Source organism: Candidatus Njordibacter sp. Uisw_002, assembly GCF_047730155.1.
In the GTDB taxonomy this organism is placed as follows: domain Bacteria; phylum Pseudomonadota; class Gammaproteobacteria; order Pseudomonadales; family Balneatricaceae; genus Njordibacter.
The window spans coordinates 2,386,882-2,413,555 of record NZ_CP159832.1 but is presented as its reverse complement, the minus strand read 5'-3'; the positions used below and the strand labels follow the sequence as shown (position 1 = coordinate 2,413,555).

Here is a 26,674-nt window from a genome sequence, read left to right as displayed (position 1 = left end):
AAACATCTTTATGCTATTGTCAGGTCAGCAAACAAATGGTTATTTAACCTCCAAAATTTACCTCTATGGTTATATATAATAATGTCTAAGCCACTAATTGGCCTTGTGTGTGAAGTGAATCAGGATGGCCTACATCCCTACCATAGGGTGAGTGAAAAATATGCTCGCGCTGTGGTAGATGCAATGGGTGCTGTGCCTGTATTGATTCCAGCCCTAACCAATAAGGATAACCAGCTGGACATGGATATAGATGCTCTTTTGAGCCACCTTGATGGTGTTCTCTTACCTGGGGGCCACAGTAACGTAGAGCCGCATCATTATGGGCAACCAAGTCGCACAGGCACTTTTCACGATAAGGCTAGAGATGCTCTAACATTGGCGTTAATCCCAAAAGCAATAACATGTGGCGTGCCCTTACTTGCCATCTGTAGAGGCTTTCAAGAAATGAACGTCGCCTATGGTGGAAGCTTACACCAGCATGTGCAAGAGGTAGAGGGTTATCATGACCATCGTGAAAATAAAGCCGATGCCATAGAAGTCCAATATGGTCATAGTCATGGGATAACCCTAACAAATAAGGGGTTGCTGCAACAGTTATATGGCAAATCAGAGGCTAGAGTCAATTCACTTCATGGCCAAGGCATTCTTAAGTTAGGCGATGGCCTTAGGGTTGAGGCGATCTCTGATGATGGTTTAGTTGAGGCTCTTACAGACCCTAATGGAAAAAGTTTTAATTTGGCGGTGCAATGGCATCCAGAATATCAAGTCACTAAAGATGACTTCTATCAATCTATTTTTTCTGCCTTTGCTGTAGCTTGTAACAGCCATATGCAAACTAAAGCAGTGGGTAATCTATGACTAATTTTAATGGCCTTAAAGCTTGGCTTAAAGAGCACAAAATAACAGAAGTAGAATGTGTGGTCAGCGACCTTACCGGCATAGCCCGTGGCAAAATCATGCCCGCTTCTAAGTTTTGTGATGATGCTGGAATTCGTTTGCCAGAAGGGGTATTAGTGTCCACGGTAACAGGGGACTATTTAGATGACTACAGTATGATTGACCCTGCCGAAATTGACGTTTATCTAAAGCCAGACCTTAATGCTGCGCACTTATTGCCGTGGGCAAGTGAGCCTACTGCGCAAATCATCCACGATTGTTATGATATTAATGGGGAGCTTGTTGATTTGGCGCCGCGCACCATATTGCGAAAAGTGCTTAAACTATATTCAGACATGGGGCTCACTCCTATTGTCGCTCCAGAAGCTGAGTTTTATCTGACTCAAAGAAGCCTGAACCCAGACTCTCCTTTGCAGCCACCTGTGGGCAGAACAGGCCGCGCAGAAACAGGACGTCAGTCCTACTCAATCGATGCTGTTAATGAATTTGACCCTCTTTTTGAAGACGTGTACGACTATTGTGAAGCTCAAAATCTTGATGTTGAAACCTTGATTCATGAAGAAGGGTTAGGCCAAATGGAGATTAACTTTCGCCACGGTGAAGCGCTATCTTTAGCTGACCAAGTATTCTTATTTAAAAGGACCTTACGAGAAGCAGCTTTGAAGCATGATTTATCTGCCACCTTTATGGCCAAGCCGCTGCAAAACCAAGCGGGTAGCTCTATGCATATTCATCAAAGTGTTTTAAACGCAAAAGGGGACAATATTTTTGTCGGTGAAGATGGCGGGGTTAGTGAAGCACTCAAACACTATATTGGAGGCCTACAAAAATACACCAAAGCTGCCACTGCTTTGTTTGCGCCAAATGTGAATTCATACCGTCGCTTTTTAAAAGACGAATCAGCCCCTGTTAATATGCACTGGGGTTTTGATAACCGCACTGTAGGCTTGCGGGTACCAGAAAAAACAGGGCCCAACCTACGCGTAGAAAATAGAGTAGGAGGGGCTGATGCAAACCCTTATCTAGCTATGGCTGCCACACTTGCATGTGGTTACTTAGGCATGAAAGAAAAATTAGAACCAAGCGCACCTGTAGAGGGCAGCGCCTATGATAAAGGCACACGGGAATTGCCACGCAGTCTAACCGAAGCCTTGATTCAGCTTGATCGCTGTGAACCTTTGCGGGAAATATTTGGCGACCGATTCGTCAAAGCTTATTTGACCGTGAAAGAAAAAGAAAATGATAATTTTATGCAGGTCATTAGTTCTTGGGAACGTGAATACCTGCTATTAAGTGTGTAATAGGAAACTAATAAAATGAACGCAAAACAACATGACACGAAAGCCCTACAAGAATTAGACAAGCAGCATTATATGCATCCGTTTACTGATTCCAAAGCTATGCATGAAAAAGGCACGCGCATTATTACTAGCGCTGATGGCTGTTATATATACGACTCTGATGGCGGTAAAGTGCTGGATGGTATGGCGGGTCTTTGGTGTGTAAATGTGGGCTATGGACGTCATGAATTAGCCGACGTAGCCGCCCAGCAAATGCGAGAGCTACCCTATTACAATTGTTTTTTTGGAACTGCACACCCCCCCGTTATTAAGTTAGCCGCACAGCTAAAAGAGCTAGCACCTGACCATATTAGTCACGTGTTTTTCACAGGCTCCGGGTCTGAATCTAACGATACTAACGTACGTATGGTACGTCATTATTGGCAAGCTAAGGGCCAGCCCAGTAAACGTATCATTATCTCCCGTGACAATGCCTACCATGGAAGCACTATGGCATCTATGAGCTTAGGGGGCATGAAAGGAATGCATTCCCAAGGTGGTGTTATAGACGGCATAGAGCACATCATGCAGCCACATTGGTACCACGAAGCTTTACCTGGTGAAACTGAAGCTGACTTTGGCCTACGTGCAGCCCAAGCGTTAGAAACCAGAATCATTGAGTGTGGTGCACAAAATGTGGCCGCTTTTATTGGTGAGCCGGTACAAGGTGCTGGAGCTGTTATTGTGCCGCCATCAACCTACTGGCCAGAAATTCAGCGTCTATGTAAAAAATACGATATATTATTGATTGCTGACGAAGTGATTACCGGGTTTGGCCGCACAGGAAACTGGTTTGCTTCTGAAACACTGGGTATTGAGGCAGACCTTATGACCATCGCTAAAGGGCTATCTTCAGGCTATATGCCTATTGGCGGTGTGCTGATAAGCGAGCGCGTAGCTAAGGTCGTCATTGAGGGAGGAGAGTTTGCTCATGGATATACTTATTCTGGACATCCAGTGGCAGCCGCAGTAGCTTCTGCTAATGTGAAAATTATTGAGAACGAAGGTTTGGTGGAGCAGGTACGAAATGTCACGGGACCCTACTTGCAAAAACGTTTAGCTGAGTTGCTCGACCATCCCTTAGTAGGACAAATACGAGGGATTGGTTTGATGGGCGCCATAGAGCTGGTAAAAGATAAAAAAAGCCATACCAACTATCCTAGTGAAGTGGGTATTGGTAGTATTTGTCGAGATTACGCGTTATCTAATGGCTTGGTTATGCGTGCTGTTGGGCAGAGTATGATCATGTGCCCACCACTGATTATCAGTAAGCTAGAAATTGATGAATTGATTGAGATTACTAAAAAGTCTCTTGATCAGACTTTACTCCAAGTAGAGGGGTAGGGATAAAATTAAAGTGGACCTAGTGCAAGCTAGGCTCATTTGTGTGCCAGCGAAGTAAGCAAATCGCAAATAATAGAAAGTAAGTAGCGACTAAACTAAAACAATAATTGGAGTCTTTATCATGCTAACTAAAAAACTAACTACCTCACTCACGTCTTTGGCGTTGGCGACAAGCCTTTTATCAGGCTCTGTCTATGCTGAAGAAGTGCTTAACCTCTACAACTGGTCAGACTACATTGCCGAAGACACCATAGCAAACTTTGAAGCTGAAACAGGCATTAAAGTAGTCTATGACGTGTTTGATAGTAATGACGTACTTGAGGCTAAGTTGCTATCAGGCAACTCAGGTTATGATCTAGTAGTGCCTAGCTCATCTTTTTTAGGCCGCCAGATTAAGGCGGGCGTATTTCAACCCTTAGATAAGTCTAAGCTTTCCAATTACTCTAACCTAGATGCAGCTTTAATGGGGCGTTTGTCCAGTGTAGATCCAGATAATGCTCATTCCATTCCATACCTTTGGGGTACCACAGGCATAGGTTATAACCCAGCAATGGTTGCTGCAGTTTTAGGTGATGATGCACCATTAGACTCATGGGATATGCTATTTAAAGAAGAAAATATTTCCAAGCTCGCCTCATGTGGTGTCAGCATACTAGATTCGGCAGACGAAATTTTACCAGTAGTACTTAATTATTTAGGCTTAGACCCTAACAGCCTTAATCATGCAGATTATAAAGGCCCGGTAGCTGACCTAATGAAGGCTGTAAGACCTAATGTGACTAAGTTTCACTCTTCTAACTACATTAATGAGTTAGCAAACGCAGACATTTGCTTTGCTGTGGGTTGGTCTGGTGACATTTTGATGGCTGGAGACCGTGCTGCCGAAGCTGACAACGGTGTGGTGGTTGAATATGTGATTCCTAAAGAAGGAGCGCCTATGTGGTTTGATATGTTGGCAATACCAGCCGACGCTGCAAACGTAGAAAATGCTCATAAGTTCTTAAATTATATATTACGCCCAGAAGTGATTGCAGAAATTACCGACTATGTTTGGTATGCCAACGCAAACACCTCAGCATCCTCAATAATTGATGAAGACATTTTAGCTCATCCTGGTATTTATCCATCAGATGAAGCTAAGGCTAATTTGTTTACTTTTGATGTGATGCCACCCAAGGTAACACGCACCATGAACCGAGTTTGGACTGATATTCGTAGCTCAAACTAAGGACGTTGTCATGACCCAAGACAGTCAGCCGATGTTGGAAATTCGCCAAGTAAGTAAAAATTTTGGTGGCCTTACCGCCGTTAAAGAGGTGAATTTAAGCATTAATAAGGGCGAGATTTTCGCCCTGCTGGGTGGCTCTGGTTGTGGCAAAACCACACTTTTGCGCATGCTTGCGGGGTTTGAAATTCCGTCTGCAGGCGCCATATTCATAGATGGTGAAGACATCTCTCAAATACCGCCCCATAAACGGCCGGTTAATATGATGTTTCAGTCTTATGCCCTCTTCCCTCATATGAGCGTGGCACAAAACGTTGCCTTTGGCTTAAAACAAGAAAAAAACAAACTCTCTAAGCCTGAAATAGCTAAAAAAGTATTAGAGCTACTGACTTTGGTGCGTATGCAGGACTTTGCGCAACGCAAACCTGATCAACTATCTGGTGGTCAAAGGCAACGCGTTGCCTTGGCTCGAAGCTTAGCCAAAAAACCTAAAGTGCTCTTACTTGATGAGCCTATGGGTGCGCTGGATAAAAAACTGCGTAGCCAAATGCAATTAGAAGTAGTGGATATTATTGAATCCGTAGGTGTCACTTGCGTGATGGTAACCCACGATCAAGAAGAAGCCATGACCATGGCCAACCGTATTAGTGTGATGCATGATGGCGAAATTATGCAGGTGGGTACTCCTAGTGAAATTTATGAGTTCCCCAATAGTAGACACACAGCTGAGTTTATTGGATCAGTGAATATATTTGATGCCACAGTGACGCAGTTGGAGGCAGATTATACCCGCTTAAGCTGTGCAGATTTGCACGTGCCGATACAAGTGGAGGCAGGAGTTAACGCCCCTTTGGGCTCCTCGTTGGGAATTGCAGTAAGGCCTGAAAAAATAACGATGAGCCAAGAAAAGCCTGAGCTAACAGATAATTGGCTTACCGGCATGGTAGAAGATATAGCGTACCTTGGTGGACACTCAGTTTATTATGTAAAGCTAGCAAGTGGTAAGAGGGTGATGACCATAGGCACCAATAACGATCGCCATGAGCAAAAAGTAACTTGGGAAGACACTGTGTATTTATATTGGTCTATCACTAGTGCTGTGGTGCTATACCGATGAGTTGGGGGCGAAAAAGTGTGATCAGTGTGCCTTATTTATGGCTAACATTGTTCTTTTTAGTGCCCTTTGTCATTGTATTTAAAATTAGTTTTTCGGAGATGGATTATGCCATTCCTCCCTATACCGATTTGTTCACTTGGGCTGATGAACAATTAACACTTACGCTCAACTTAGGCAACTATGCCTACCTGTTCACAGACGATCTATATATCCGTGCCTACTTAAGCTCTATTCGTATCGCTGCGATTGCTACGATCATCTGTTTGTTTGTGGCTTATCCCATCGCTTATGTCATCGCGCGTGCACCATCTGCTACACGTAATGCATTACTCATGTTGGTTATTTTACCCTCTTGGACCTCCTTTTTGATAAGGATTTACGCCTGGGTAGGTATCTTGAAAAACAATGGACTGATTAATAATTTTTTAATGTGGCTTGGAATAATAGACCAGCCTATTGCCATGTTAAATACTGAATTTGCAGTGTATGTAGGTATTGTTTATGCCTACTTACCCTTTATGGTTTTGCCACTTTATACTAACCTAATGAAGCTGGATAACTCCCTTTTGGAAGCTGCTTCAGACCTAGGCGCACCTCCTTGGAAAGTATTTTTGACCGTCACACTGCCTTTATCAAAGGCAGGTATGATTGCGGGGTCTATGTTAGTTTTCATCCCCTCAGTTGGCGAATTTATTATTCCGGATATGCTTGGCGGTGCTGAAACCTTAATGATTGGTAAGGTGCTATGGCAAGAATTCTTTAATAATAGAGATTGGCCTGTGGCCTCAGCTGTAGCTATTGTGATGCTGCTCTTGCTGCTTTTACCCATCACTTTATTTCACCGCTATCAAGCTCGTGAATTAGAGAATTAAGGAGCCGATTTATGGGTAAAAAAGTTTCAAGTTTGGGCAAAACCTATTTAACCTTAGGGTTTATATTTCTTTATTTACCCATCCTCATCCTTATTATTTTTTCATTTAATGAATCTAAGCTGGTGACTGTGTGGGGTGGATTTTCCACCAAATGGTATGGCGAGTTACTAAAGGATAAGCAGATGCTGGGCGCAGCATGGATGAGCTTTAAAATTGCCTTTCTTGCAGCATCTTCAGCGGTAGTCTTGGGCACTATGGCTTCTATTGTAATGGTGCGAATGGGTAAGTTTAAGGGCAAGGCAGCCTTTGCTAGCATGATTACAGCGCCTTTGGTCATGCCAGAAGTCATTACGGGCTTGTCTCTATTACTGTTGTTTGTTGCTATGGCGCAAACTATCGGCTGGCCAGCGGGCCGCGGCATGTTGACCATTTTAATTGCTCATGTCACTTTTTGTACGGCGTTCGTAGCTGTGGTGGTTAGCTCGCGTCTGCGAGAGATGGATGTTTCCCTTGAGGAAGCCGCAAGAGACTTAGGCGCCCCTCCTTGGAAGGTGTTTTTCTTAGTCACTTTACCCATTATAGCGCCAGCCTTGGTTTCTGGCTGGTTGTTAGCCTTTACCCTATCTTTGGATGACCTAGTCATCGCAAGCTTTGTGTCAGGCCCAGGCTCTACCACCTTGCCGATGGTGGTATACTCTAGCGTGCGCTTAGGGTTAAGCCCCAAGATCAATGCTTTGGCAACGATCATTGTATTGCTGGCAACAACAGGTGTGCTGACTGCGTGGTGGTTAGCCAGACGAGTAGAAACGCAATCGGTTAATCTGCCCACGGGCGACTCGTAAGGCCACTAAATCTAAACCACAACTAGGTTATCTGAGATATTGTTACAACATGAAACTAACCCCCAAACTTTTATCTGTTAAAGCGGTGCCCACATTGTTTTGGAGCTCGCCAAAAGCTTTAACGATTAAACCCCCTTTAGCCTCTGTTTTATTTCTTATCGTAGGGCTCACTCTTTTTGGATTAGGCGAAGCCTTATTGGTAGCTGCTGGTGTAGGCGTGAGCCCTTGGACGGTGCTCGCTCAGGGCATTACCCAGATCACAGGGTGGAGTTTGGGGTTGGCGACCTTTGTGACCAGTTTTGTGGTGTTGTTTTGCTGGATCCCCCTTAGGCAAATGCCAGGCATAGGCACCATTCTTAATGCTGTGATTATCTCTTTAGTGCTAGAATTTTTGCTGCCATTTTTGCCAACCTTTGACCATGTCATGCTAAAGCTAGGGGAAGCAGTGCTTGGCGTAGTGGTTACAGGCTTTGGTGGAGGCTTGTATCTCATTGCAAACTTAGGCCCGGGGCCAAGAGACGGCCTAATGACTGGGCTGCAAAGGGTGACAGACTTACCCATAGCTTGGGTTAGAAGTGGCTTAGAAGTGGCTGTGATTGCTGCTGGATGGGCTTTGGGAGGCACTGTTGGCCTTGGCACAGTGCTCTTTGCATTGGGTATTGGCCCATCGGTTGCAGCCAGCATGTACGCATTAAATAGTGTGTTTGGGCAAAGCAAAGCTTTGGCCTAGCCATGATGTTTCATCTAGGTCTTATTAACGACTAAGTAAGCTGTGGCCGGCACTAGTGTAATAAGTCCAGCCAGTAACCAAAACGCAGTGGATAAGCTGGTTAAATCAGCTGCAAAGCCCACCATTGCAGGGCCTACTAGCACACCAGCATAGCCTGTAGTAGTAACAGCGGCGATGGCCAAACTGGCAGGCATAACAGTTTGCCTTCCAGCTGCGCTAAAGAGAATAGGTACTATGTTGGCCGCACCCAAGCCAATCAGTGCAAATCCCATTAAAGCAAAAAATTCTAATGTGGCAAGCAGAACTGTAGCAATACCAAAAATAGTGATCATGCCACTAGTAATAAGCACCCAAAACTCGCCCCATAACCCTACAACTTTGCTGCCAGTTAAACGGCCAATCACCATGGCCACTGAAAATAAAATATACCCCACGCCTGCATTTTTAGGCGCTGTTAATTGTTGGTCAATGATTAAGATAGCTCCCCAATCTAGCACTGCTCCCTCTACTAAAAATGCAATAGCAGCCAATAGCCCCAATAATAAAACTATGCCATGAGGCAGTGCTAGAGCGGGGGGCTCCTGCGCCCTAGAATCTAACAGGCCCCTACTCGCTACCACCATGGCCACTAGGGCCACGCAAGCGCCTACCAGCGCAGCGGTAATAATTGAAATATTTAGAGATATAGATAAGGTCATTAGCCCTGCGCCACACAATGCACCAATGCTAAATTGAGCATGAAAGCTGGACATTAACGAGCGCTTTTCCAAGGACTCTACTTCTACACCATGAACATTCATAGCCACATCTATAGTGCCAAGTGACGCACCAAAAAGAAATAACATGCTACCCAACATAAACGAAGTTTGAGCAACAACTAGCGCTGGCAAAAAAACGACAAGCCCAAAGCCACCCAAAAGTACCATCGACCTAGCACCATACCTTGCACAAACCACTCCAACTGCAGGCATTGTTATGATGGAGCCTAGCCCAAAGCAAAGTAAAAGCAAACCAAACTGCCGCTCATCGGCACCCACACTTAGTTTAATAAAGGGAAAAAATGGCGCACAACACGCCATTACAAACCCAGCAGTAAAAAATGAGAGCCGGGTGGCAAGGCGAGCTTTTTTTGTGGATAAATATTGAGCCATTTACAGTCCTAATATGCTTAGTGTTAGCGGATTATAAGTTCTGGCCCCATAAAATAGTTTGGTAAAAACGTTGATAAGGCAGGGATGTAAGTTACCATAATTAAGAACACAAACAAGATCCCAAGCCAAGGAGTGGCCGCTTTTACTACGCGCATTACAGACATTCCTGCTACTCCTGAAGTGACAAAAAGGTTAAGACCAACAGGAGGTGTGATCATGCCAATTTCCATATTAACCACCATGATAATACCCAAATGTATGGGGTCTATACCTAGTTCTATGGCAATAGGGAATACTAACGGAGCTACCACAACAATCAAGCCAGACGGCTCCATAAATTGGCCGCCAATGAGTAAGATTAAATTAACCATCACTAAAAACATAATGGGCCCCAAACCTGCCGCTAACATTGCAGTAGCGATCGTCTGTGGAATTTGTTCGTCTGTTAATACATGCTTTAGAATTAGAGCGTTGGCGATAATAAACAGTAAAGTGATGGATAGTCGACCCGCGTCGTAAAGAGTCTGGCGAGTATCGGGGTGAAACCATGCCGTAAACAAAGCGCGAGGATTCGCTCTTAAGGTCAGTGGTGTTTGTCCATCTACTGTTTTAAGTGGCCCCATGTCACGATAAATAAACATCGATACCAAAAAGGCATATACAGACGCCACGGCAGCAGCTTCGGTTGGGGTAAAATAGCCCCCATAAATACCACCTAAGATAATCACTACTAAAAATAAACCCCAGCTGGCAGCTCGTGCTGCACTAAATACCTCAGTCCAACCCGCCCATTCACCTTTTGGCATGCCTTTATAACGAGCATAAAAATAGATAGTAACCATGAGCATAGTGCCAGCTAACAATCCTGGGATTACTCCGGCTAGGAACATCCGTCCTACGGATACATCTGTAGCTGCCGCATAAACTACCATCACAATGGATGGTGGAATTAAGATACCTAAGGTGCCCGCATTACATATGACCCCTGCTGCAAAGTCTTTGCTATACCCCACTTTTGTCATGGCTGCGATGACAATAGAACCAATAGCCACTACAGTGGCAGGCGAAGAGCCAGAAAGGGCTGCAAACATCATGCATGCAAACACTCCAGCGATAGCCAAGCCGCCGTGGAAGTGGCCAACACACGCTATAGAAAAACGAATGATCCGTTTGGCTACGCCACCTGTGGACATAAAACTAGATGCTAAAATAAAAAACGGGATAGCTAGTAACGTGTAGTGCCCTTCAAAGGCAGAAAATAAGGTTTGTGCTACAGAAGCTAAAGAGCTGTCAGAATACACTAGTAAAAATAAGATTGAGCTCAAGCCTAATGATACGGCAATAGGCACGCCTATTAAGAGCAATAAAATGACCAGTATAAATAAATATAAGGCTTCCATGGTTAATCCTTGTCTGCTTCTGCGGAGGCCTGATCAACGAGATCTTCGGCTTCGTGGCTGGCTATGATCATGTTGGCTCTGTCTTGCATCACATCTACAGCAACACGCAGATAACGCCATAAAAGCATGGTTATGCCCAGTGGCAGTGCGAAATAGGGTATGAAGCGAGGAATTTTTTCATAGGCCTCTCCATCATTAAACCAAGTAGCTAAAAATTGTCCCCAGTCCGGCATGACAATATCGTTCACTTCATAATAACCCTGGGTTAAATAACGCGTCTTAAAACCTTCGGGGATGATGCGGCCGTCAGTAGGGGGTAAATTGGCAAATGGAGCCCAGTAATCCCAACTGCCTTTAAGTAATAGCAGTGTATAAAGGATACAGGCACAAACAGCCAGTAAAGTGGCAGCCTTGCGCCAGCTAGGTGACATATAGTTAAGCGCCACATCGACACCTAATTGAGCATTAATGCGTACCATATAGGCGGTGCCCACAATGCCCAACCAAGCAAAAAGAAATACGGTAGTTTCTAGAGATTGAAGCCCAAAGGTGGACAAAGGTTCGGCCCAAGGCTCAAACCAATCACTGCGCCAAAAAGCCATCTCTTGTAACTTACGAATCACCACATTGGTGAAAGTAATCATCGTCATTAGCCCTAACATTAGAGCAATAAAGTTTCGTTCAATGCGATCACCTAATGGGAGTTTTAGTAACGGCTCAGTAGTCATAACACCACCTAAAGGTTATCAAAATAAGGTTAAAAAAGTAGGGCCCTAAGAATTAGAGCCCTGTGGTTAAAGTATGTGTAGGGGGTTAATATTGATCGTTAATGGCTTGCGCCGCATCAATATTTTCTTGACCTACGTCATCTTTAAACTCATCCCACACAGGCAGCATAGCGGCCTTCCATTGAGCACGCTGCTCTTTTGTTAGCGTATGGATAGTTTTTCCAGCAGCTAATATCGCTTCTTTGTTGGCTTCATTTACAGCAAAGGATTGCGCGTTACGAGACACAGTGACTTCACGTAAAATAGTTTCTAACTGATTACGGATATCATTAGGCAAGCCATCCCAAAATTCTGTTGACGTGACCACCATGTAATCTAGAATGCCATGGTTTGATTCTGTAACACTGTCTTGTACTTCAAAGAATTTCTTACCGTAGATGTTTGAGTAGGTGTTTTCTTGACCTTGGATCGTACCCGACTGTAAGCCTTGATATACTTCACTAAAGGCCATCTTTTGAGGCACAGCATCAAGCGCCTTAAACTGTGCTACAAGAACATCTGATGCCATTACACGAAACTTCATGCCAGCTGCATCTGAAGGAGATAGTAGAGGTTTTGTAGCCGATAATTGCTTCAAACCGTTATGCCAAAACTCTAATCCCAAAATGCCACGTTTAACCATAGCAGATTTCATGTTTTGACCAGTTTCAGAAGACTGGAATGCATCAATGGCATCCATGTTTTTAAACATGAAAGGTAGGTCAAATAAACGGTATTGTTTGGTATATTTTTCAAATTTAGACAAAGATGGCGCAGCCATTTGAACATCGCCTAGCAGCATAGCTTCTAGCACTTTTCCATCGCCGTATAGGGTTGAGTTTGGATACACTTCCATGCACACCTTGCCATCCATTTCACTGTTGACGCGCTCAGCTAAAGCCGTTGCGGCGATCCCTTTTGGGTGCTTGTCGGTGTTGGTTACATGGCTAAACTTAATGACGATTTCGCCATCTTGGCAAACATCGCTAGCTTGGGCTGGAGCGGATACAAGTGCCATAGCCATAGTGCTGGCGAGTGCCGTTTTTAGAAACAATTTCATATTGAACCTCGTTATTACAATTATTAGTGATTCTCTAGTGGTACTACTATTCTAAGATTGCAATCTTTGTGCCACATATTAAGTAATTGATAATATTGGTTATTTTTTTTGAAAATAAAATAATTGTAATATAATCCACACGCTAAAACTGACTGGTGTGTGGGTATCTATACACCTATTGATCATCGATAAAGCGATGACGGTCCAGTCCATACTTGGTTAATTTGTCATATAAGGTCTTACGGGCAATGCCCAGAGCTTGATAAGTGAGTTTAATTGAACCTTGAGATTGTAAAAGGGCTTCTTCGATAAGGCGTTTTTCGTAACGCTCCAAACGTTTAGGTAGGCTTTGTTGATCAGTGTCAGATTGCCAACTCGCTAAAGTGTGCTGGTCAATAAGGGTATCTGTTAACACAAATCGCTCAGCAACGTTAATCAGCTCACGCACGTTACCAGGCCAGTCATGCTGCATTAATGTGTCTATGATATGAACAGATAGCTCAGGTGCAGGAACATTAAAGCGGCCACTGGCTTGGCTTACAAAGTACCTAAATAGCATGGCTACATCTTGGTCTCTCTCACGCAATGGTGGTAAGTACAGCTCGACCACATTTAGCCGGTAATATAGGTCTTCCCTAAAGGCACCTTGTTCTGATAGCTTTTTTAGGTCCACTTTGGTGGCTGCAATAACACGGATGTCTATATTAATAGATTGATTAGAACCTAACCGCTCTACTTGACGCTCTTGTAATACACGCAAGATTTTAATAGCTAATGCTAATGGGATACTTTCGACTTCATCTAAAAAAATAGTGCCCTGGTGCGCGTATTCAAACTTGCCTATACGGGTTTTTTTTGCATCAGTAAAGGCGCCTGCCTCGTGGCCAAATAATTCTACTTCCATCATAGACTCTGGTAATGCTGCACAATTGATTGCAACAAAAGGGCCTTTATGACGATCACTTTGTTCATGCAACCGCCTGGCGGTCAGTTCTTTACCTGTGCCAGTTTCGCCTCGGATGAGCGTGTTAACATCAGCTTTAGCCAGGCGAGTAATTTTTTCTTTAAGGGAGTTAATGGCCGATGATTGACCAATAATACTTTCTTTGTTTTGAGACGCTATAGCGTCTTTTAAGCGTCTGTTTTCACACACTAGCTGGCGTTTATCCAGTGCTCGTTTGATCACTTCTAACAAGTGCTCTCGGCGAAAGGGCTTTTCTATAAAGTCATAAGCGCCACTGCGAATGGCACTAATAGCCATTTGTACGTCACCGTGTCCAGTGATGAGTAATACAGGTAAGTCTGAGTCTAGTTTTTGTAATCTAGACAGTAGCTCAAAACCATCCATATTGGGCATGCGAATATCACTGATGACAATGCCTGTAAAGTTTCTATCCAGCGTTTCTAAAGCGTCTTTAGCGCTAGAAAAGGCAGTCACACGATAGTCTGCCAGCTGCAGCATCTCAACTAGAGCACTGCGAATGTCTTGGTGGTCATCTATCACACAAATAGTGGGTGAGGGCATGTGTTCTCTCTTATGGTTGTGCATGATTAACGTGTTTTTGCGCGTAACTGGATGGCAAATTCGGCGCCATCATTGGAGTTTTTTGCGCGCAACTCACCCCCCATCGTTTTTATAATACTGTATGAAATGGTGAGTCCCAAACCTAGTCCCACGCCTACATCTTTAGTACTAAAAAAAGGATCAAAAAGGTGATGTAAGTGCTCACTATCAATTCCAGACCCGGTGTCAGTAACGTATATGGTCACCTGTTTTTGGTTGCCTGGTAGGTCATGGTTAAAATATATACTTAGCTGCTTATCAGGGCTTTGGTTCATTGCATCCAACGCATTGGTTAATAGATTGATAAACACTTGTTCTAATCTAACATCATTAGCCATCACTTGGATGCTAGACATGTCCTCAATTTTGGTTTTAACCCCCTGTTCAGTGATGCGTGGCTGCAGTAAAGATAAGGCATTGTCTAGTGCGATTTGGGGGCAAACCCACTCTGTTTTATCATCTGTTTTACGACCAAAAGTTTTTAGGTGTGAGGTGATAAGGCCCATTTTATGAGCTAAAGATTTAATCTTTAAAATGTTACCTAAGGCCTTATCAGCTTGCTGTCGAGTCAGCCACTGCTCTGCATTTTCAGCGGATGCCAAAATAGCTGTCAAAGGTTGATTGATTTCATGAGTGACGCTTGTGGCAAGCTGACCTAACGTGGCAAGTTTGGCTGCATGTATTAATTCTTGCTGAGCTTGTTTGAGCTCCTCATTACTGGACTCTAATTCTTGAGTTCGCTCTGCCACACGGGTTTCTAATTGCCCTTTGGCTTGCTGTAGGCGATTTTGATTAATTTCTCTACGGTGCAGAGTTTCCATAAGTTGAAGGCGCCTTTGAGTAATAACATAGGCTAAGCTTAGCAGTAGTATCCACAGCAGTGTTGAAATGGCAACGCCTTGGTAAACATCTTTTTTTGCCACAGTGAGGTCTCCTTCACCATAGATCGTCCAATTTAATTCTGGCATAACCTTGGTCACTTCTAATACACGTTTAAAGCCTGCCTTAGGTAAGCTTACAATTTGGCCATAAGGGGTGTTCTTATGCACCTTTGTCTGTAATAGTGGAAAAGAGACCATCGGGTACTTGCTACTGTTACGAATATCTTGTTTTTGCACTTCGCTTAGAGGCGAGCGTGTCGTAAACAGCCAGCTAGGAATGCTAGAGGCAATGACTACGCCGTACTCGTCTGTAATTAACATAGGTGTGGCGTTATTGAGCCAGTTGCGCTCTAGGCGGGCCATATTCACTTTTACTACGATGACACCCACCACCTCACCTGAAGCAGGATTAAATAAAGGTTCACTAAAATAGTACCCTCTTATTCCAGCATATAAACCCAGCGTAAAGAATCCACCAGACCCACCCGCTTTAGCTGAGTTAAAAAATGGGCTATTTTTATATTCAGTACCAATATTTTCTAATTTAGTGGAGACAACTGTGGTGCCTTGGGCGTTCATCACAAACACTTCATCAGCATTTGTTACTTGGCGTATATGTTGCAGGTGTTGGCTAGGTAGCTTGGGCGTAGTAGTCAAATCATCGTTTGATACTTGTGCTATAAAGCTAGACTCCAGCATGAGCACTTTTGGAATAAAGCGATACTTTTCCAGTTCACTATTGAGGCTTTCAGCAAACAGTGACAAATCACCATACACCTTTTGATACAGGTCTTTATGGGCCTGTTCATTTAGGGTTATCCAGCTAACCCACAACCAACATGGCACTGACAACATTAGTGCGGCTATGTACATAAACTTTACATTTTTTTGCAACCAGCTCGGTTTTCTATAAATGATGTCGTTTTTGTCTATCATGATAAATCACTTATTAATCTAATAAAATTAAGCCACTACATCTATTTTTGCTACTTATTAACAAAAAAACTATGGCGGTTTTGTGCGTGAAGATAGTGCAGCTTCATGGGTACTATGATTGATGTGAGAAATAATTATATCTCTTGTATGCATATATTTATATCTCCCATGCTACAGCTAAAAGGCTGTGGGCCTAAAAATAACAACAAAAAATGGAGGGAGACAATGACTCCTGAAGAAATGCAGGCAGCAATAGAGGCGTTGCAAGGTTTGAGCAACACTAACCTTGAAATATTTTATTATTGGTGTACCGCCATTATGATTCTAATTCACGCAGGCTTTCTCATGTATGAGATGGGCGCCTCACGTGTTAAGCATTCCTTGGCTTCGGGTACCAAAAACATTCTCGCATTCGCGTTTATGATTCCCACTTTTTATATGTTCGGTTGGTTAATCTACTTATCCATGTGGCAAGGCTTTACCTACGACCCAGTATGGGGTGAATTTGGGTTACCTATGTCAGCCATTATGGGACCTAATATGGCAGACCAAGCCACAGGTGTATTTTGGGGTGCGTTCACTTTGTTTGCTTGTACTACAGCATCCATTTTGTCTGGCGCAGTTATAGAGCGTATTCGTATGGCATCTTTTGTTGTGCTAGCGGTGATTCTAGGCTCTGTTGTATGGAACTTAGCAGCATCTTGGGGCTGGCACCCAGCGGGTTGGTTGGTCACTGAGTTTGGTTATCACGATGCTGTAGCTTCTGGTGTGGTGCATACTATCTCAGGCTTCTTTGCTTTAGGTGTGTTGATAAACCTTGGCCCACGTATTGGTAAGTTCAATACCGACGGCAGTGCTAACGTAATCCGTGGACATAGCTTACCAATGACCATCACAGGTTTGATGCTCATTGTTGTAGGTTTCTTCGGTTTCATCGGCGCATGTGTACTATATAACTATGGTACTAATGGTGGTTGGACCAACATATACGGTGGCCCAACAACACTTTCTGCATACCTGTTTAACACCCTTATGGCTGTTGCTGGCGGTATTATTGGTTGTTACGCCTGTACTCGTGATCCATTTTGGATGATGTCTGGCGCTTTGTGTGGTGTGATTTCAGCCGCTGCCGGCCTTGATTTGTGGTATCCACCTTTGGCATTTGCAATCGCCTTCGCTGGTGGTTTCTTAGGCCCTTGGGCTGCTAAGCAAATCGAAAAAATGGGCATCGATGATGCGGTTGGTGCTGTAGCTGTGCACGGTGTGTGTGGCGTTTGGGGCTTGTTAGCTGTGGGTATCTTCCTAGGTGGCTACCCCGGATTTAGCTCTTGGGATGGCTTTGAAGTTCCACCAATTAACATGACAGGTCAGGTTGTAGGCGCAGCAGTAATGATTGCTACTGGTTTCATTCCTGGTTATGTGTTGTCTTGGATTTTCAACAAGTTGGGCATCTTGCGCGCTGGTGACGGCGTGCAACGTGACGGTATGGATAACGAGCTTGAAGGCATTGCTTATCCAGAAGAAATTCGCTCACGCTAACTTGAATGCACAGGCTAAGCCTATCTAGGTTTAGCCTGTGCCCATTAAGAATAAGAGGATTTATATATGTTTAATTCATCACCAATCACTAGTTGGGAAGGCGCAGAAGCCATCTTCACTTATGCTGACAGCCCTTTAGGTATGGCAGTGTGCTTTTGGATCATGACAGCGATGCTTATCGTGCCACTAGCAGTGTCTTACAAGGCAGAAGAAAAAGCTGAAATTGATCATCAGTAAGTAATGCTCATCATATAGGTTTGAAATTTAGACCTAAAAAACCGCCCTTGGGCGGTTTTTTTGTTTTAGCTAAAGGCTAAACTAAATGCGCAATAGCATCGCGTTCTTCTTCTAGCTCTTGGCGTGTCTTATCAATGTAAGCTTGGCTAGCTGCATCAATAGATAGGCCTTGAACAATGCTGTACTGACCATTTTGACAAGTCACAGGAAAAGAGAACATCAAATCCTTAGGGATGCCATAGCTCCCATCACTTGGAATGCCCATGCTAGTCCAGTCGCCGTCTGGTGTGCCAGCAGCCCATATACGCATGTGATCAATGGCAGCGTTGGCCGCAGAGGCCGCAGAAGAGGCGCCACGGGCTTTAATGATAGATGCGCCACGTTGTGCGATCACAGGGATAAAGGCTGTGTCGATCCAATTTTGGTCTACTAGGTCCGTTGCTGCTTGGCCCTTCACTGTAGCATTGGTTACATCGGCATACATAGTCGCTGAGTGGTTGCCCCAAATACATAGGTTTTTCACGTCACTTACGCCAGCATCAGTTTGGTTGGCAAGTTGCGTCAATGCACGGTTATGGTCTAAACGAGTCATGGCTGTAAACTGCAATGGGTTTAGATCTGGAGCACTTTTCATAGCGATATAAGCATTGGTGTTGGCAGGGTTGCCTACCACAAGTACTTTAACGTCACGATTAGCGTTGTCATTGATCGCCTTACCTTGGGCAGTGAAGATATTGGCATTGGCTTCTAGCAAATCTTTACGCTCCATGCCTGGTCCACGTGGACGAGCTCCAACAAGTAAGCAATAGTGAGCATCATCAAAGGCCACTGCAGCATCGTCTGTAGGAGTGATAGAGTTAACTAGCGGGAATGCACAATCTTCAATTTCCATCACTACGCCGTTTAAAGCGCCAAGAGCTGGGGTGATTTCCAATAACTTTAGGTTGATTGGCTGATCGCTACCTAGCATTTCGCCTTTAGCGATACGAAAGATAAGGGAATAAGAAATCTGGCCGGCGGCACCGGTGATAACAACGTTAACTGGGCTCTTCATTAAATACTCCAAAGCATGGACCTTTTGATAGACTGTGTAGTTACAGGCAAAAGGTATTAATATAGACCCACATGTCGCATTGCTGCGCCTTAGGCCATAAATGAAGCGATATTATACCTAACATTGCACCACTTATGTATGCGACAAAGGCCTATTTAGCTTATACAGATTATTCAGGGGATATTTAAATGCATTTTGTTACACTTAAAAACGGTAGTTTAGGTGCGGTTGTTGAGAATCAATTAGTAGAGCTTGAAGCTGCAAGTATCGCTCTAGACATAAGACTCCCATGTGCAAATATGTGGGGGTTGCTAGACGGCTCGCCTCAACTGCGCAGCGATATTGAAGCCATAGCCATGCAGGCGTATGAGCAACACATTGCCTGTGTTAACTATGCCTCACAGCTTGTAGGTTCGCCTCTGCCGTACTTGCGCCGAAATGTATTTTGCATTGGTAAAAATTACGCCGACCATGCAGCAGAAATTGCAGGCAAAATGGGCATTAGTGCAGACCTGCCAAAATACCCCATCGTTTTTACTAAAGCCACCAACACGCTTATTGGCCCACTAGACACCATCCCTTTGCACGCTGGAATCACCCGAAAAATAGACTATGAGGCAGAGCTGGCCTTGGTGGTAGGTAAAGCGGGGGTAAACATTACCAAGGCAGATGCGTGGAGTCACATATTTGGCTTTAGTTGTTATAACGATGTGTCAGCTAGAGATTTGCAAAAGCGCCATAGTCAATGGCATCTTGGTAAGTCTTTAGATGGTTTTGGACCCATGGGGCCTGCGATTACGCCCACCTATGGTAAGCCTATAAGTGGCAATACACGTGTGACTTGCCATGTGAATGGCCAGCCAAGGCAAGATGCGGCATTAGCTCAGATGATATTTGATATCCCCACTATCATTGAAACACTATCAAAGGGCATTACCTTACAGGTGGGTGACGTGATTGCCACAGGCACCCCTGCAGGGGTAGGCATGGGCTTTGATCCCATGCGTTTATTAGCACCTGGTGACAAGATAGAAGTGGCCATTGATGGCACACTCCCTCTTATCAATCAGATGGCTTTAGCATAGGATAAAACTATTATTTACCTTCGCCTTTACCCTTGCTTTCATTTAGGTAACATTCTAATGAATCATCCAGCGCTTCATGCCAAGGGGTGTGGTGTGCAGGGGCGATCTTGCCTGTAAGTGCAGACTTATAGCCGTGATTACGAAAGGTCATAATGCCAAGCTTTTTATGCTTTTTCCATTGATAAAAGGCTTGGTTACAGTCTTCTAAATCGATAGCAGGGTAGTCAGTTTTTGCCATTAGCTCCATGGTATAGCGCCCTTGGTAAGCAATGGCTTCGTAGTCATCAGCAATAGCGTCCTCTTGTGCTCGCCAATTATCAATGTCTATTTGCATTTCTGGCTGTGTGGGCAATGCCACACGCCCCATAATCACATCTCTTGCATACCAAGCTTGGGCATCAAACATGTTAAAGGTGTACCACTGATCCTGCATGCCAAGGTAAAGCAGCTTGGGGTTATGCTGCCATACAACACCGTTGTAGAGGTCTACCGGGTAAAGACGGTTGTTGGTTTTGAGCTTGAGTGATTCTTCCATAAATGGAAAATGATGAATATAGCCCGTGCATAAAATAATGGCATCGATTTGCTTGTGTGTACCGTCAATAAAATAGGCTGTGTTTTCATCCACACGCTCCAATGCTGGGACTTCCTGCCAATTGTCTGGCCAGTCGTAGCCCATAGGAGCCGTGCGATGCGCAACAGTAATAGTCTTTGCGCCATATTTCCAACACTGAGACCCAATGTCTTCAGCTGAGTAAGAGGTGCCTAAAATGAGCACATCTTTGTCTTTAAATTCTAGCGCATCACGAAAGTCATGGGCATGCATAATGCGGCCACCAAAATGATTGAAACCTGGGTATTCAGGCACGTTAGGGGTGGAAAAATGCCCACTAGACACAATCACATAATCAAACTCTTCTTGATACTCTTTGTTGTTGGGTAAGTCTTGCGCTGTGACTGTGAAGGTGTCGCTAGCATCATTGAAAGACACATTACGAATGACGTTAGAAAATCGAATGTATTTGCGCACATCAGCTTTTTTAACTCTACCTTCAATATAATCAAACAAAACAGCGCGTGGAGGAAATGAGGCTATTTCACGCCCAAAGTGCTCATCAAAAGAGTAGTCTGCAAACTCCAAGCCTTCTTTGGGGCCGTTCGACCAAAGGTAGCGGTACATGCTGCCGTGAACAGGTTCACCATATTGATCTACCCCTGTTCGCCAAGTGTAATTCCACAAACCACCCCAGTTGTCTTGCTTTTCAAAGCACACTATTTCTGGAATATCTGCCCCCTTTTCTTGGGCTGATTGAAAAGCTCGTAATTGGGCTAGGCCGCTTGGTCCAGCACCAATAATAGCAACACGTTTTTTACTCATGACATACCTCATTATTTTTATTCTATTCAATAAAAATAGCCTAGACTAAAAAAACCATTATTAACACTGTGGAAAACCCGTAGATAATAGGCAATCGCCAAGGCAGACTAGCTATTACTGAGCCTTATATAGCGTTTAACAAGCTGTGGTAGAGAGTCCACTTCAAGTTTACGCATTAAGCTAGCACGATGTACCTCAACAGTCCTTTGGCTAATGCCAAGTTGGCAGGCAATGACTTTGTTGGCAAGGCCGTCTACTACCAAAGCGCAAACTTGGAGCTCTCTGTTTGTGAGGCTATTAAGCTGGGCTTGGAGCTTAAGCTTGAGCAAATATTTTTGAGTATTAGCTTGGTCTATGGCGAAGGCTTCTTTTACTTTAAGTAATAGCTGTTGTTCATGTACAGGTTTACGAAAATAATCCAGTGCCCCATTACGCATGGCTTCTACCGCCATAGGCACGGTGCCATGGCCAGTAATAAAAATGAGTGGGAGTTTGCAGCCCATCTGGTTAAGCTGAGCCTGCAGCTCTAGTCCGTCCATGCTAGGCATACGGATGTCAGCAATAATACAGCCATGTAATGTATGACTTACCTGTTGTATAAAATGTACAGCGTCTTCAAAACATACAGTGTTATAACCATTGCATTCCAACCATAAGCTTATTGCATCTCGCACGGATGGGTCATCATCCACTATGAAGACAGTTTGGCTCATATTGTCTCCTGTGCATCTAGGGATAAGTTAAAGAAAAATTCAGCGCCACTTGTGCCCACAGATGCTAAGTTGCGATAGTTTAGCCTTCCCCCATGGGCCTCAATAATGGCTTTACCTATAGTGAGGCCTAAGCCCATACCTGCAGCTTTTCCTGTGTGTTTGTTGGAAGAAAAAGCTAAAAATAACGTCTCTTTCATGCTGTCTTCAATGCCAGTACCCTGATCTGCCACTGTAATCCAAAGTTGTTGCTGCTCAACAATAGCGCTGAGCTCTATAGCGCTGCCAGGTACGCACTGGTTGGTTTGCATGGCTTGCATGCCATTGCGTAATAAATTGAGAATAACTTGCTGAATTTGAATAGGGTCACAAGAAATAAGAGGTAAATGTGCAGGCAATTTTAAGTCTATGGTGAAGTGGCGCACTTGGGCTTCAATCTGCGCCAAATCTTTAATTTCGCGCAATAATTGTGTTGGATTAACCTGATCTTTCTGGTGGCTAGTTTGGTAGCTCATGGCCTGCATGCGCTCAATAACAGCACCCGCACGGTGTGATTGTTGCGTTACTTTTTCCATCACTTCTAGCAGCTTGTTGTATTGGCCTTGTTGCGCTAACAAATTTGCAGACTTACTGTACATGGCAATAGCTGTGAGAGGTTGGTTGAGCTCATGTGCAATCGCTGCCGTCATTTCCCCAAGCGTATTTAAGCGCTCTACATGTGCAAGCTGCGCCCGTTGCTCATTCACCATAAGCTCTGCGTTGCGTAGGCTTGTGATATCGGTGATAAAGCCTTCAATGATTGCCGTGCCATCTGCACTTCTTCCCACCACTCGGCCTCTTTCCCATACCCATTTATTGGGCCCCAGGCGAGGCACAATACGATACTCCACTTCAAATGGCTGATCACAAGTAGCAGCTTCACGCACCTGCCTATCCACTTCTGCAACATCATGTCGATGAGTAAAATCCCCCCACAAAATAGATTGTGTTTCCAGCTCTTGGCTACTATATCCACACAAGGCTTCACAGCCTTCGCTCACAAAGCTCATGGGCCAATGGGGCAGATTAAGGCAGCGGTAGGCCATGCCTGGCAAATTCTTAAATAAGGTTTGCAAGCCATCATCAGCGTTGTCGTGGGTGTCGGTCAGTTGAGTCATTATGGCGAATTTATTATAGGCTGCTATGCTTTAGTAACAACCTAATGGATTAGGAGCATGGATGCAATGGCGATTTCACAATGGCCCGCTACAGAACAGCCAAGGGAGCGGCTACTTAAGTTGGGTGCCAAACAATTAACAGACGCAGAATTAGTGGCTATTTTTTTACGCACTGGTTGTGTGGGCTTGTCGGCTGTGGATATGGCACGCCAAATGCTGTCTCGCTTTGGTGGCCTACACGAGCTACTAGCTGCAAGCGTAGAAGAGTTTTGTTTGCAACAAGGTGCAGGCCCCACTAAATACGTTCAATTACAAGCAGTTAGAGAGCTTGGGGTGAGGCTGCAAAAAGCCCAGTTCAAGCAGCCTATGCAGCTAGATAGTAGTTCAAAAGTGGGTAACTATCTGCAGTGTGAGATAGGTCACTATGAGCGTGAAGTGTTTTGTGTTTTGCTGCTAGACACTCAGCACAGGCTGCTAGAATGTGTTGAGCTGTTTCAAGGCACAATAGACAGCGCTAATGTTTATCCTCGTGAAGTGGTTAAGCTAGCATTAACCAAAAATGCTGCAGCGGTGATCCTGGCGCACAACCACCCCTCAGGCGTAGCTGAGCCAAGCCCCAGTGATAAGCTCATTACCCAGGCTTTGGTAAAAGCTCTTAATCTGGTAGACATTCGTACTTTGGATCATTTTGTTGTTGGCAAAAGTGAATGGGTGTCTTTTGCGGACAGAGGACTGATGTAAGGCCTTGTTTCCTTGTCATTGTTGCAAAAATCTGCTAAAGTCCCGCCTCCATATTTCCACCCCCAGAGTTTTGGTGGTTATGTGGCTGGTACGGATATTGGCCCGCTGGAGGGCTGCTCCGCCTGAGAGCTAAGCATGAGGCTTGGTTCAATAATTAAATTTGAGGAAGTTAAAATGTCCAGAGTATGTATGATTACCGGAAAGCGCCCTGTCGCTGGTAACAATGTGTCTCACGCTAAAAACAAAACACGTCGTCGTTTTTTACCAAACCTGCATTGGCATCGTTTTTGGGTAGAAAGCGAAAACAAATTCGTTCGCCTTCGTGTATCTTCTAAAGGTATGCGTATTGTTGACAAGAAAGGTATTGATTCCGTTCTAGTTGATGTTCGTGCCAACGGCACCAAGGTTTAAGGAGAAGACTAATGCGCGATAAGATTAAGCTGGTTTCCAGCGCCGGTACTGGTCACTTCTACACCACTACTAAGAACAAGCGTACCATGCCTGACAAAATGGAAATGATGAAGTACGATCCACGAGTCCGTAAGCATGTTATGTATAAAGAAGCTAAGATCAAGTAATTGATTTTGGTGTAAAAAGCCGGCCTCTAGTAATAGACGCCGGCTTTTTTATGTCTGTTACATTTGCAGCCCAGCACTAGTGGTGTGGGTTGACCATAGCGCTAAGTACATGGCCTTCCCATACGCCTGCAATATTTAGATACGACTTGGCATAACCCTCTTTCTCAAATCCCAAGCGATCTAGCAGAGCTGCACTGCGTTGGTTTTCATTGGTATAGGTGGCCATAATGCGGTGGATGTTAAATTGGCTAAACATATAGGCAATACAAGGTGGCATAAATTCTTGCATTAAGCCTTGGCCTTGGCGTTGGGCATCAATGGAGTAGCCGGCAAAACAGGCTTGGAGTGGGCCACGCATAATATCTGAGAAATCGATGCTAGCCAGCATGCGTTGGCTGTGAGGGCAAAAAACACCTAATTTTACGTGTTTGTCGGCATAAAAATCGCCCTCGGCCACTAAAATACGGTTAAAAGTGGCTTCTTGCTCATAAAAATCTTCATTACGCATAGGCTCCCATAGGCTAAGGTGAGAGCGATTACGCCAGTAATAATCCGCCAACTCAGCACTATCAGCTGTATTAATAAGGCGGATATGCCCATTTTTTGTGATGATGTTGGGTTTGGGGGGATTATAAGGCAGCTAGAGCCTCCTGCAGTGTTTTAACACCAATAATTTCCATGCCGCCTAGGTCATTTTTTGAGTTAGCCCCAGAGGACTTAGGCACGTTGGCAATAGGCACTATAGCGCGCTTAAAGCCATGTTTTGCAGCTTCACGTATACGCTCTTGGCCACTGGGCACTGGACGTATTTCACCAGACAGTCCCACTTCACCAAATACCACTAAATTTTGATCCAGCGCCCTATCTCTTAAGCTAGAAACAATGGCTAATAACATCGCTAAATCAGCACCCGTTTCAGACACTCTTACGCCACCAACCACGTTAACAAATACATCTTGATCACCGGTATGTAGGCCACCATGTCGGTGTAACACAGCAAGCAACATAGTAAGTCGATTTTGATCTAAACCTATAGCCACTCTGCGAGGGTTGTTCATGCTGCTGTCATCCACTAAAGCTTGTAACTCTACTAATAGTGGACGGGTACCTTCCCATATCACCATGACTAAGCTGCCTGCAGCACTGGTATCATTGCGAGAAAGAAAGATAGAGCTGGGGTTTTTAACTTCTTTGAGGCCGTTTTCCATCATGGCAAAAACACCTAGCTCATTTACGGCGCCAAAACGGTTTTTATGGCTACGAAGGGTGCGATAACGGCTGTCGTTGTCGCCTTCTAGCTGTAAGGAGCAATCTATCATGTGCTCTAACACCTTAGGCCCCGCTAAGCTGCCATCTTTGGTGACATGGCCGACCAATAATAGAATGGCATCAGATTGTTTTGCGTAGCGTGTGAGCGCTGCTGCGCACTCTCTTACCTGAGACACGCTGCCAGGTGCTGAGGTAATGTCGGCTAATTGCATCACTTGTATTGAATCCACCACAATCAGCTTAGGTTGTAGCGCAGCACAGGTGGCCAAAATGGATTCCACGTCTGTCTCAGTGAGCATTTTTAAATTGTTAGTAGGTAATTCTAGGCGCTTTGCCCTCAAGGCCACTTGCTGTAATGACTCTTCGCCAGTGATGTATAACGCAGGCATTTGCTGAGCCAAGCTGCACATGAGTTGCAATAACAAAGTGCTTTTGCCAGCGCCAGGATGCCCGCCTATAAGAATGGCTGATCCAGGTACTAAGCCACCACCAAGCACACGGTCTAGCTCGCCGATACCAGTTGTCAAACGAGGCATGCTAGCAACATCCACATCGCTTAAATCTTGTAGTTGGGACGTAACCCCTGCGTAGCCCTTTGCCGCGTTAGTGGCATTAGCTGCATTGACCCGAGTACTTGCACTAACATGGCCACCAGCTGGAGCTATACGAAATTCTGAAAGGCTGTTCCACGCCCCACAATCTGTGCACTGGCCCTGCCATTTACTGTAGTCAGAGCCGCACTCATTACATACATAGGCTGTTTTGGCTTTGGCCATGTTTTTGTCTCGAATTAATCGTTA

General features: G+C 44.6%; 26 protein-coding genes. 14 read left to right on the top strand and 12 right to left on the bottom strand.

All coding sequences use genetic code 11. The annotated features are described in order from the left end of the window. Positions 1-81 precede the first annotated feature (81 nt). From ABXT42_RS11595 to yczE, 8 genes are all read left to right on the top strand, one after another. Positions 82-858 carry a gamma-glutamyl-gamma-aminobutyrate hydrolase family protein gene (locus tag ABXT42_RS11595; RefSeq protein WP_443628303.1) on the top strand — a complete coding sequence of 259 codons (777 nt, stop codon included), beginning with the start codon at positions 82-84 and terminating at the stop codon, positions 856-858. Beyond that, entirely contained in the window at positions 855-2,198 is a 1,344-nt protein-coding gene (locus ABXT42_RS11590) for a glutamine synthetase family protein (RefSeq protein ID WP_443628302.1), read from the top strand. The genes ABXT42_RS11595 and ABXT42_RS11590 overlap by 4 nt, the downstream gene beginning before the upstream one ends. Before the next feature lie 15 nt (positions 2,199-2,213). Further along, on the top strand, positions 2,214-3,581 hold the full coding sequence (locus ABXT42_RS11585) for an aspartate aminotransferase family protein (RefSeq protein WP_443628301.1): 1,368 nt from the start codon (positions 2,214-2,216) through the stop codon (positions 3,579-3,581). A gap of 121 nt (positions 3,582-3,702) precedes the next feature. Beyond that, positions 3,703-4,809 carry an extracellular solute-binding protein gene (locus ABXT42_RS11580; protein WP_443628300.1) on the top strand — a complete coding sequence of 369 codons (1,107 nt, stop codon included), beginning with the start codon at positions 3,703-3,705 and terminating at the stop codon, positions 4,807-4,809. A 10-nt stretch (positions 4,810-4,819) separates the two neighbouring features. Beyond that, positions 4,820-5,923, top strand: coding sequence for an ABC transporter ATP-binding protein (locus ABXT42_RS11575; protein WP_443628299.1), 1,104 nt, complete (start codon positions 4,820-4,822; stop codon positions 5,921-5,923). Continuing rightward, positions 5,920-6,795 carry an ABC transporter permease subunit gene (locus tag ABXT42_RS11570; RefSeq protein WP_443628298.1) on the top strand — a complete coding sequence of 292 codons (876 nt, stop codon included), beginning with the start codon at positions 5,920-5,922 and terminating at the stop codon, positions 6,793-6,795. The genes ABXT42_RS11575 and ABXT42_RS11570 overlap by 4 nt, the downstream gene beginning before the upstream one ends. Before the next feature lie 11 nt (positions 6,796-6,806). Then, positions 6,807-7,637 carry an ABC transporter permease subunit gene (locus tag ABXT42_RS11565; protein ID WP_443628297.1) on the top strand — a complete coding sequence of 277 codons (831 nt, stop codon included), beginning with the start codon at positions 6,807-6,809 and terminating at the stop codon, positions 7,635-7,637. Positions 7,638-7,686: 49 nt separating this feature from the next. After that, positions 7,687-8,367 carry a membrane protein YczE gene (gene yczE / locus ABXT42_RS11560; protein ID WP_443628296.1) on the top strand — a complete coding sequence of 227 codons (681 nt, stop codon included), beginning with the start codon at positions 7,687-7,689 and terminating at the stop codon, positions 8,365-8,367. A gap of 14 nt (positions 8,368-8,381) precedes the next feature. Here the strand turns inward: yczE and ABXT42_RS11555 are convergent, their stop codons facing one another. The 6 genes from ABXT42_RS11555 to ABXT42_RS11530 all read right to left on the bottom strand — a co-directional run bounded on the left by ABXT42_RS11555 (position 8,382) and on the right by ABXT42_RS11530 (position 16,126). Then, positions 8,382-9,518: an MFS transporter gene (locus ABXT42_RS11555; RefSeq protein WP_443628295.1), complete on the bottom strand. Its 1,137-nt coding sequence runs from the start codon at positions 9,516-9,518 to the stop codon at positions 8,382-8,384. Positions 9,519-9,541: 23 nt separating this feature from the next. Then, complete coding sequence (locus ABXT42_RS11550; protein ID WP_443628294.1) at positions 9,542-10,918, bottom strand: TRAP transporter large permease; 1,377 nt, start codon at positions 10,916-10,918, stop codon at positions 9,542-9,544. 2 nt (positions 10,919-10,920) lie between these two features. Further along, positions 10,921-11,646, bottom strand: coding sequence for a TRAP transporter small permease (locus tag ABXT42_RS11545; protein ID WP_443628293.1), 726 nt, complete (start codon positions 11,644-11,646; stop codon positions 10,921-10,923). An 85-nt stretch (positions 11,647-11,731) separates the two neighbouring features. Continuing rightward, on the bottom strand, positions 11,732-12,745 hold the full coding sequence (locus ABXT42_RS11540) for a DctP family TRAP transporter solute-binding subunit (protein WP_443628292.1): 1,014 nt from the start codon (positions 12,743-12,745) through the stop codon (positions 11,732-11,734). A 175-nt stretch (positions 12,746-12,920) separates the two neighbouring features. After that, positions 12,921-14,270: a sigma-54-dependent transcriptional regulator gene (locus tag ABXT42_RS11535; protein WP_443628291.1), complete on the bottom strand. Its 1,350-nt coding sequence runs from the start codon at positions 14,268-14,270 to the stop codon at positions 12,921-12,923. A gap of 26 nt (positions 14,271-14,296) precedes the next feature. Continuing rightward, positions 14,297-16,126, bottom strand: coding sequence for a sensor histidine kinase (locus ABXT42_RS11530; RefSeq protein WP_443628290.1), 1,830 nt, complete (start codon positions 16,124-16,126; stop codon positions 14,297-14,299). 225 nt (positions 16,127-16,351) lie between these two features. On the opposite strand from ABXT42_RS11530, the gene ABXT42_RS11525 reads away from it, so the two are divergent. Together ABXT42_RS11525 and ABXT42_RS11520 are read left to right on the top strand one after the other, a co-directional pair. Continuing rightward, complete coding sequence (locus tag ABXT42_RS11525) at positions 16,352-17,665, top strand: ammonium transporter (RefSeq protein ID WP_443628289.1); 1,314 nt, start codon at positions 16,352-16,354, stop codon at positions 17,663-17,665. 66 nt (positions 17,666-17,731) lie between these two features. Next, positions 17,732-17,902, top strand: a complete 171-nt coding sequence (locus ABXT42_RS11520; RefSeq protein WP_443628288.1) for a hypothetical protein — start codon at positions 17,732-17,734, stop codon at positions 17,900-17,902. Positions 17,903-17,978: 76 nt separating this feature from the next. On the opposite strand, the gene ABXT42_RS11515 is transcribed toward ABXT42_RS11520, so the two are convergent. Further along, positions 17,979-18,956, bottom strand: a complete 978-nt coding sequence (locus ABXT42_RS11515) for a malate dehydrogenase (protein ID WP_443628287.1) — start codon at positions 18,954-18,956, stop codon at positions 17,979-17,981. A 188-nt stretch (positions 18,957-19,144) separates the two neighbouring features. Here ABXT42_RS11515 and ABXT42_RS11510 point away from each other — a divergent pair, with 188 nt between their 5' ends. Further along, positions 19,145-20,041: a fumarylacetoacetate hydrolase family protein gene (locus ABXT42_RS11510; RefSeq protein WP_443628286.1), complete on the top strand. Its 897-nt coding sequence runs from the start codon at positions 19,145-19,147 to the stop codon at positions 20,039-20,041. A gap of 10 nt (positions 20,042-20,051) precedes the next feature. On the opposite strand, the gene ABXT42_RS11505 is transcribed toward ABXT42_RS11510, so the two are convergent. The 3 genes from ABXT42_RS11505 to ABXT42_RS11495 form a co-directional block, all read right to left on the bottom strand. After that, positions 20,052-21,419 (bottom strand): NAD(P)-binding domain-containing protein, encoded by a 1,368-nt coding sequence (locus ABXT42_RS11505; protein ID WP_443628285.1) that lies wholly within the window; start codon positions 21,417-21,419, stop codon positions 20,052-20,054. Positions 21,420-21,526: 107 nt separating this feature from the next. After that, positions 21,527-22,132, bottom strand: a complete 606-nt coding sequence (locus ABXT42_RS11500) for a response regulator transcription factor (RefSeq protein WP_443628284.1) — start codon at positions 22,130-22,132, stop codon at positions 21,527-21,529. After that, on the bottom strand, positions 22,129-23,286 hold the full coding sequence (locus ABXT42_RS11495) for a sensor histidine kinase (RefSeq protein ID WP_443628283.1): 1,158 nt from the start codon (positions 23,284-23,286) through the stop codon (positions 22,129-22,131). Before ABXT42_RS11495 ends, ABXT42_RS11500 begins: the two co-directional genes overlap by 4 nt. Before the next feature lie 66 nt (positions 23,287-23,352). Here ABXT42_RS11495 and radC point away from each other — a divergent pair, with 66 nt between their 5' ends. The 3 genes from radC to rpmG all read left to right on the top strand — a co-directional run bounded on the left by radC (position 23,353) and on the right by rpmG (position 24,605). Then, positions 23,353-24,027 (top strand): RadC family protein, encoded by a 675-nt coding sequence (gene radC / locus ABXT42_RS11490; protein WP_443628282.1) that lies wholly within the window; start codon positions 23,353-23,355, stop codon positions 24,025-24,027. A gap of 174 nt (positions 24,028-24,201) precedes the next feature. Further along, positions 24,202-24,438 carry a 50S ribosomal protein L28 gene (gene rpmB, locus ABXT42_RS11485; protein ID WP_443628281.1) on the top strand — a complete coding sequence of 79 codons (237 nt, stop codon included), beginning with the start codon at positions 24,202-24,204 and terminating at the stop codon, positions 24,436-24,438. Between the two features lie 11 nt (positions 24,439-24,449). After that, positions 24,450-24,605 carry a 50S ribosomal protein L33 gene (gene rpmG, locus ABXT42_RS11480; protein WP_046485738.1) on the top strand — a complete coding sequence of 52 codons (156 nt, stop codon included), beginning with the start codon at positions 24,450-24,452 and terminating at the stop codon, positions 24,603-24,605. A gap of 76 nt (positions 24,606-24,681) precedes the next feature. On the opposite strand, the gene ABXT42_RS11475 is transcribed toward rpmG, so the two are convergent. Together ABXT42_RS11475 and radA are read right to left on the bottom strand one after the other, a co-directional pair. Beyond that, positions 24,682-25,164: a GNAT family N-acetyltransferase gene (locus ABXT42_RS11475; RefSeq protein WP_443628280.1), complete on the bottom strand. Its 483-nt coding sequence runs from the start codon at positions 25,162-25,164 to the stop codon at positions 24,682-24,684. Between the two features lie 70 nt (positions 25,165-25,234). Next, positions 25,235-26,650, bottom strand: a complete 1,416-nt coding sequence (radA, locus tag ABXT42_RS11470; protein ID WP_443628279.1) for a DNA repair protein RadA — start codon at positions 26,648-26,650, stop codon at positions 25,235-25,237. Positions 26,651-26,674: the final 24 nt, after the last annotated feature.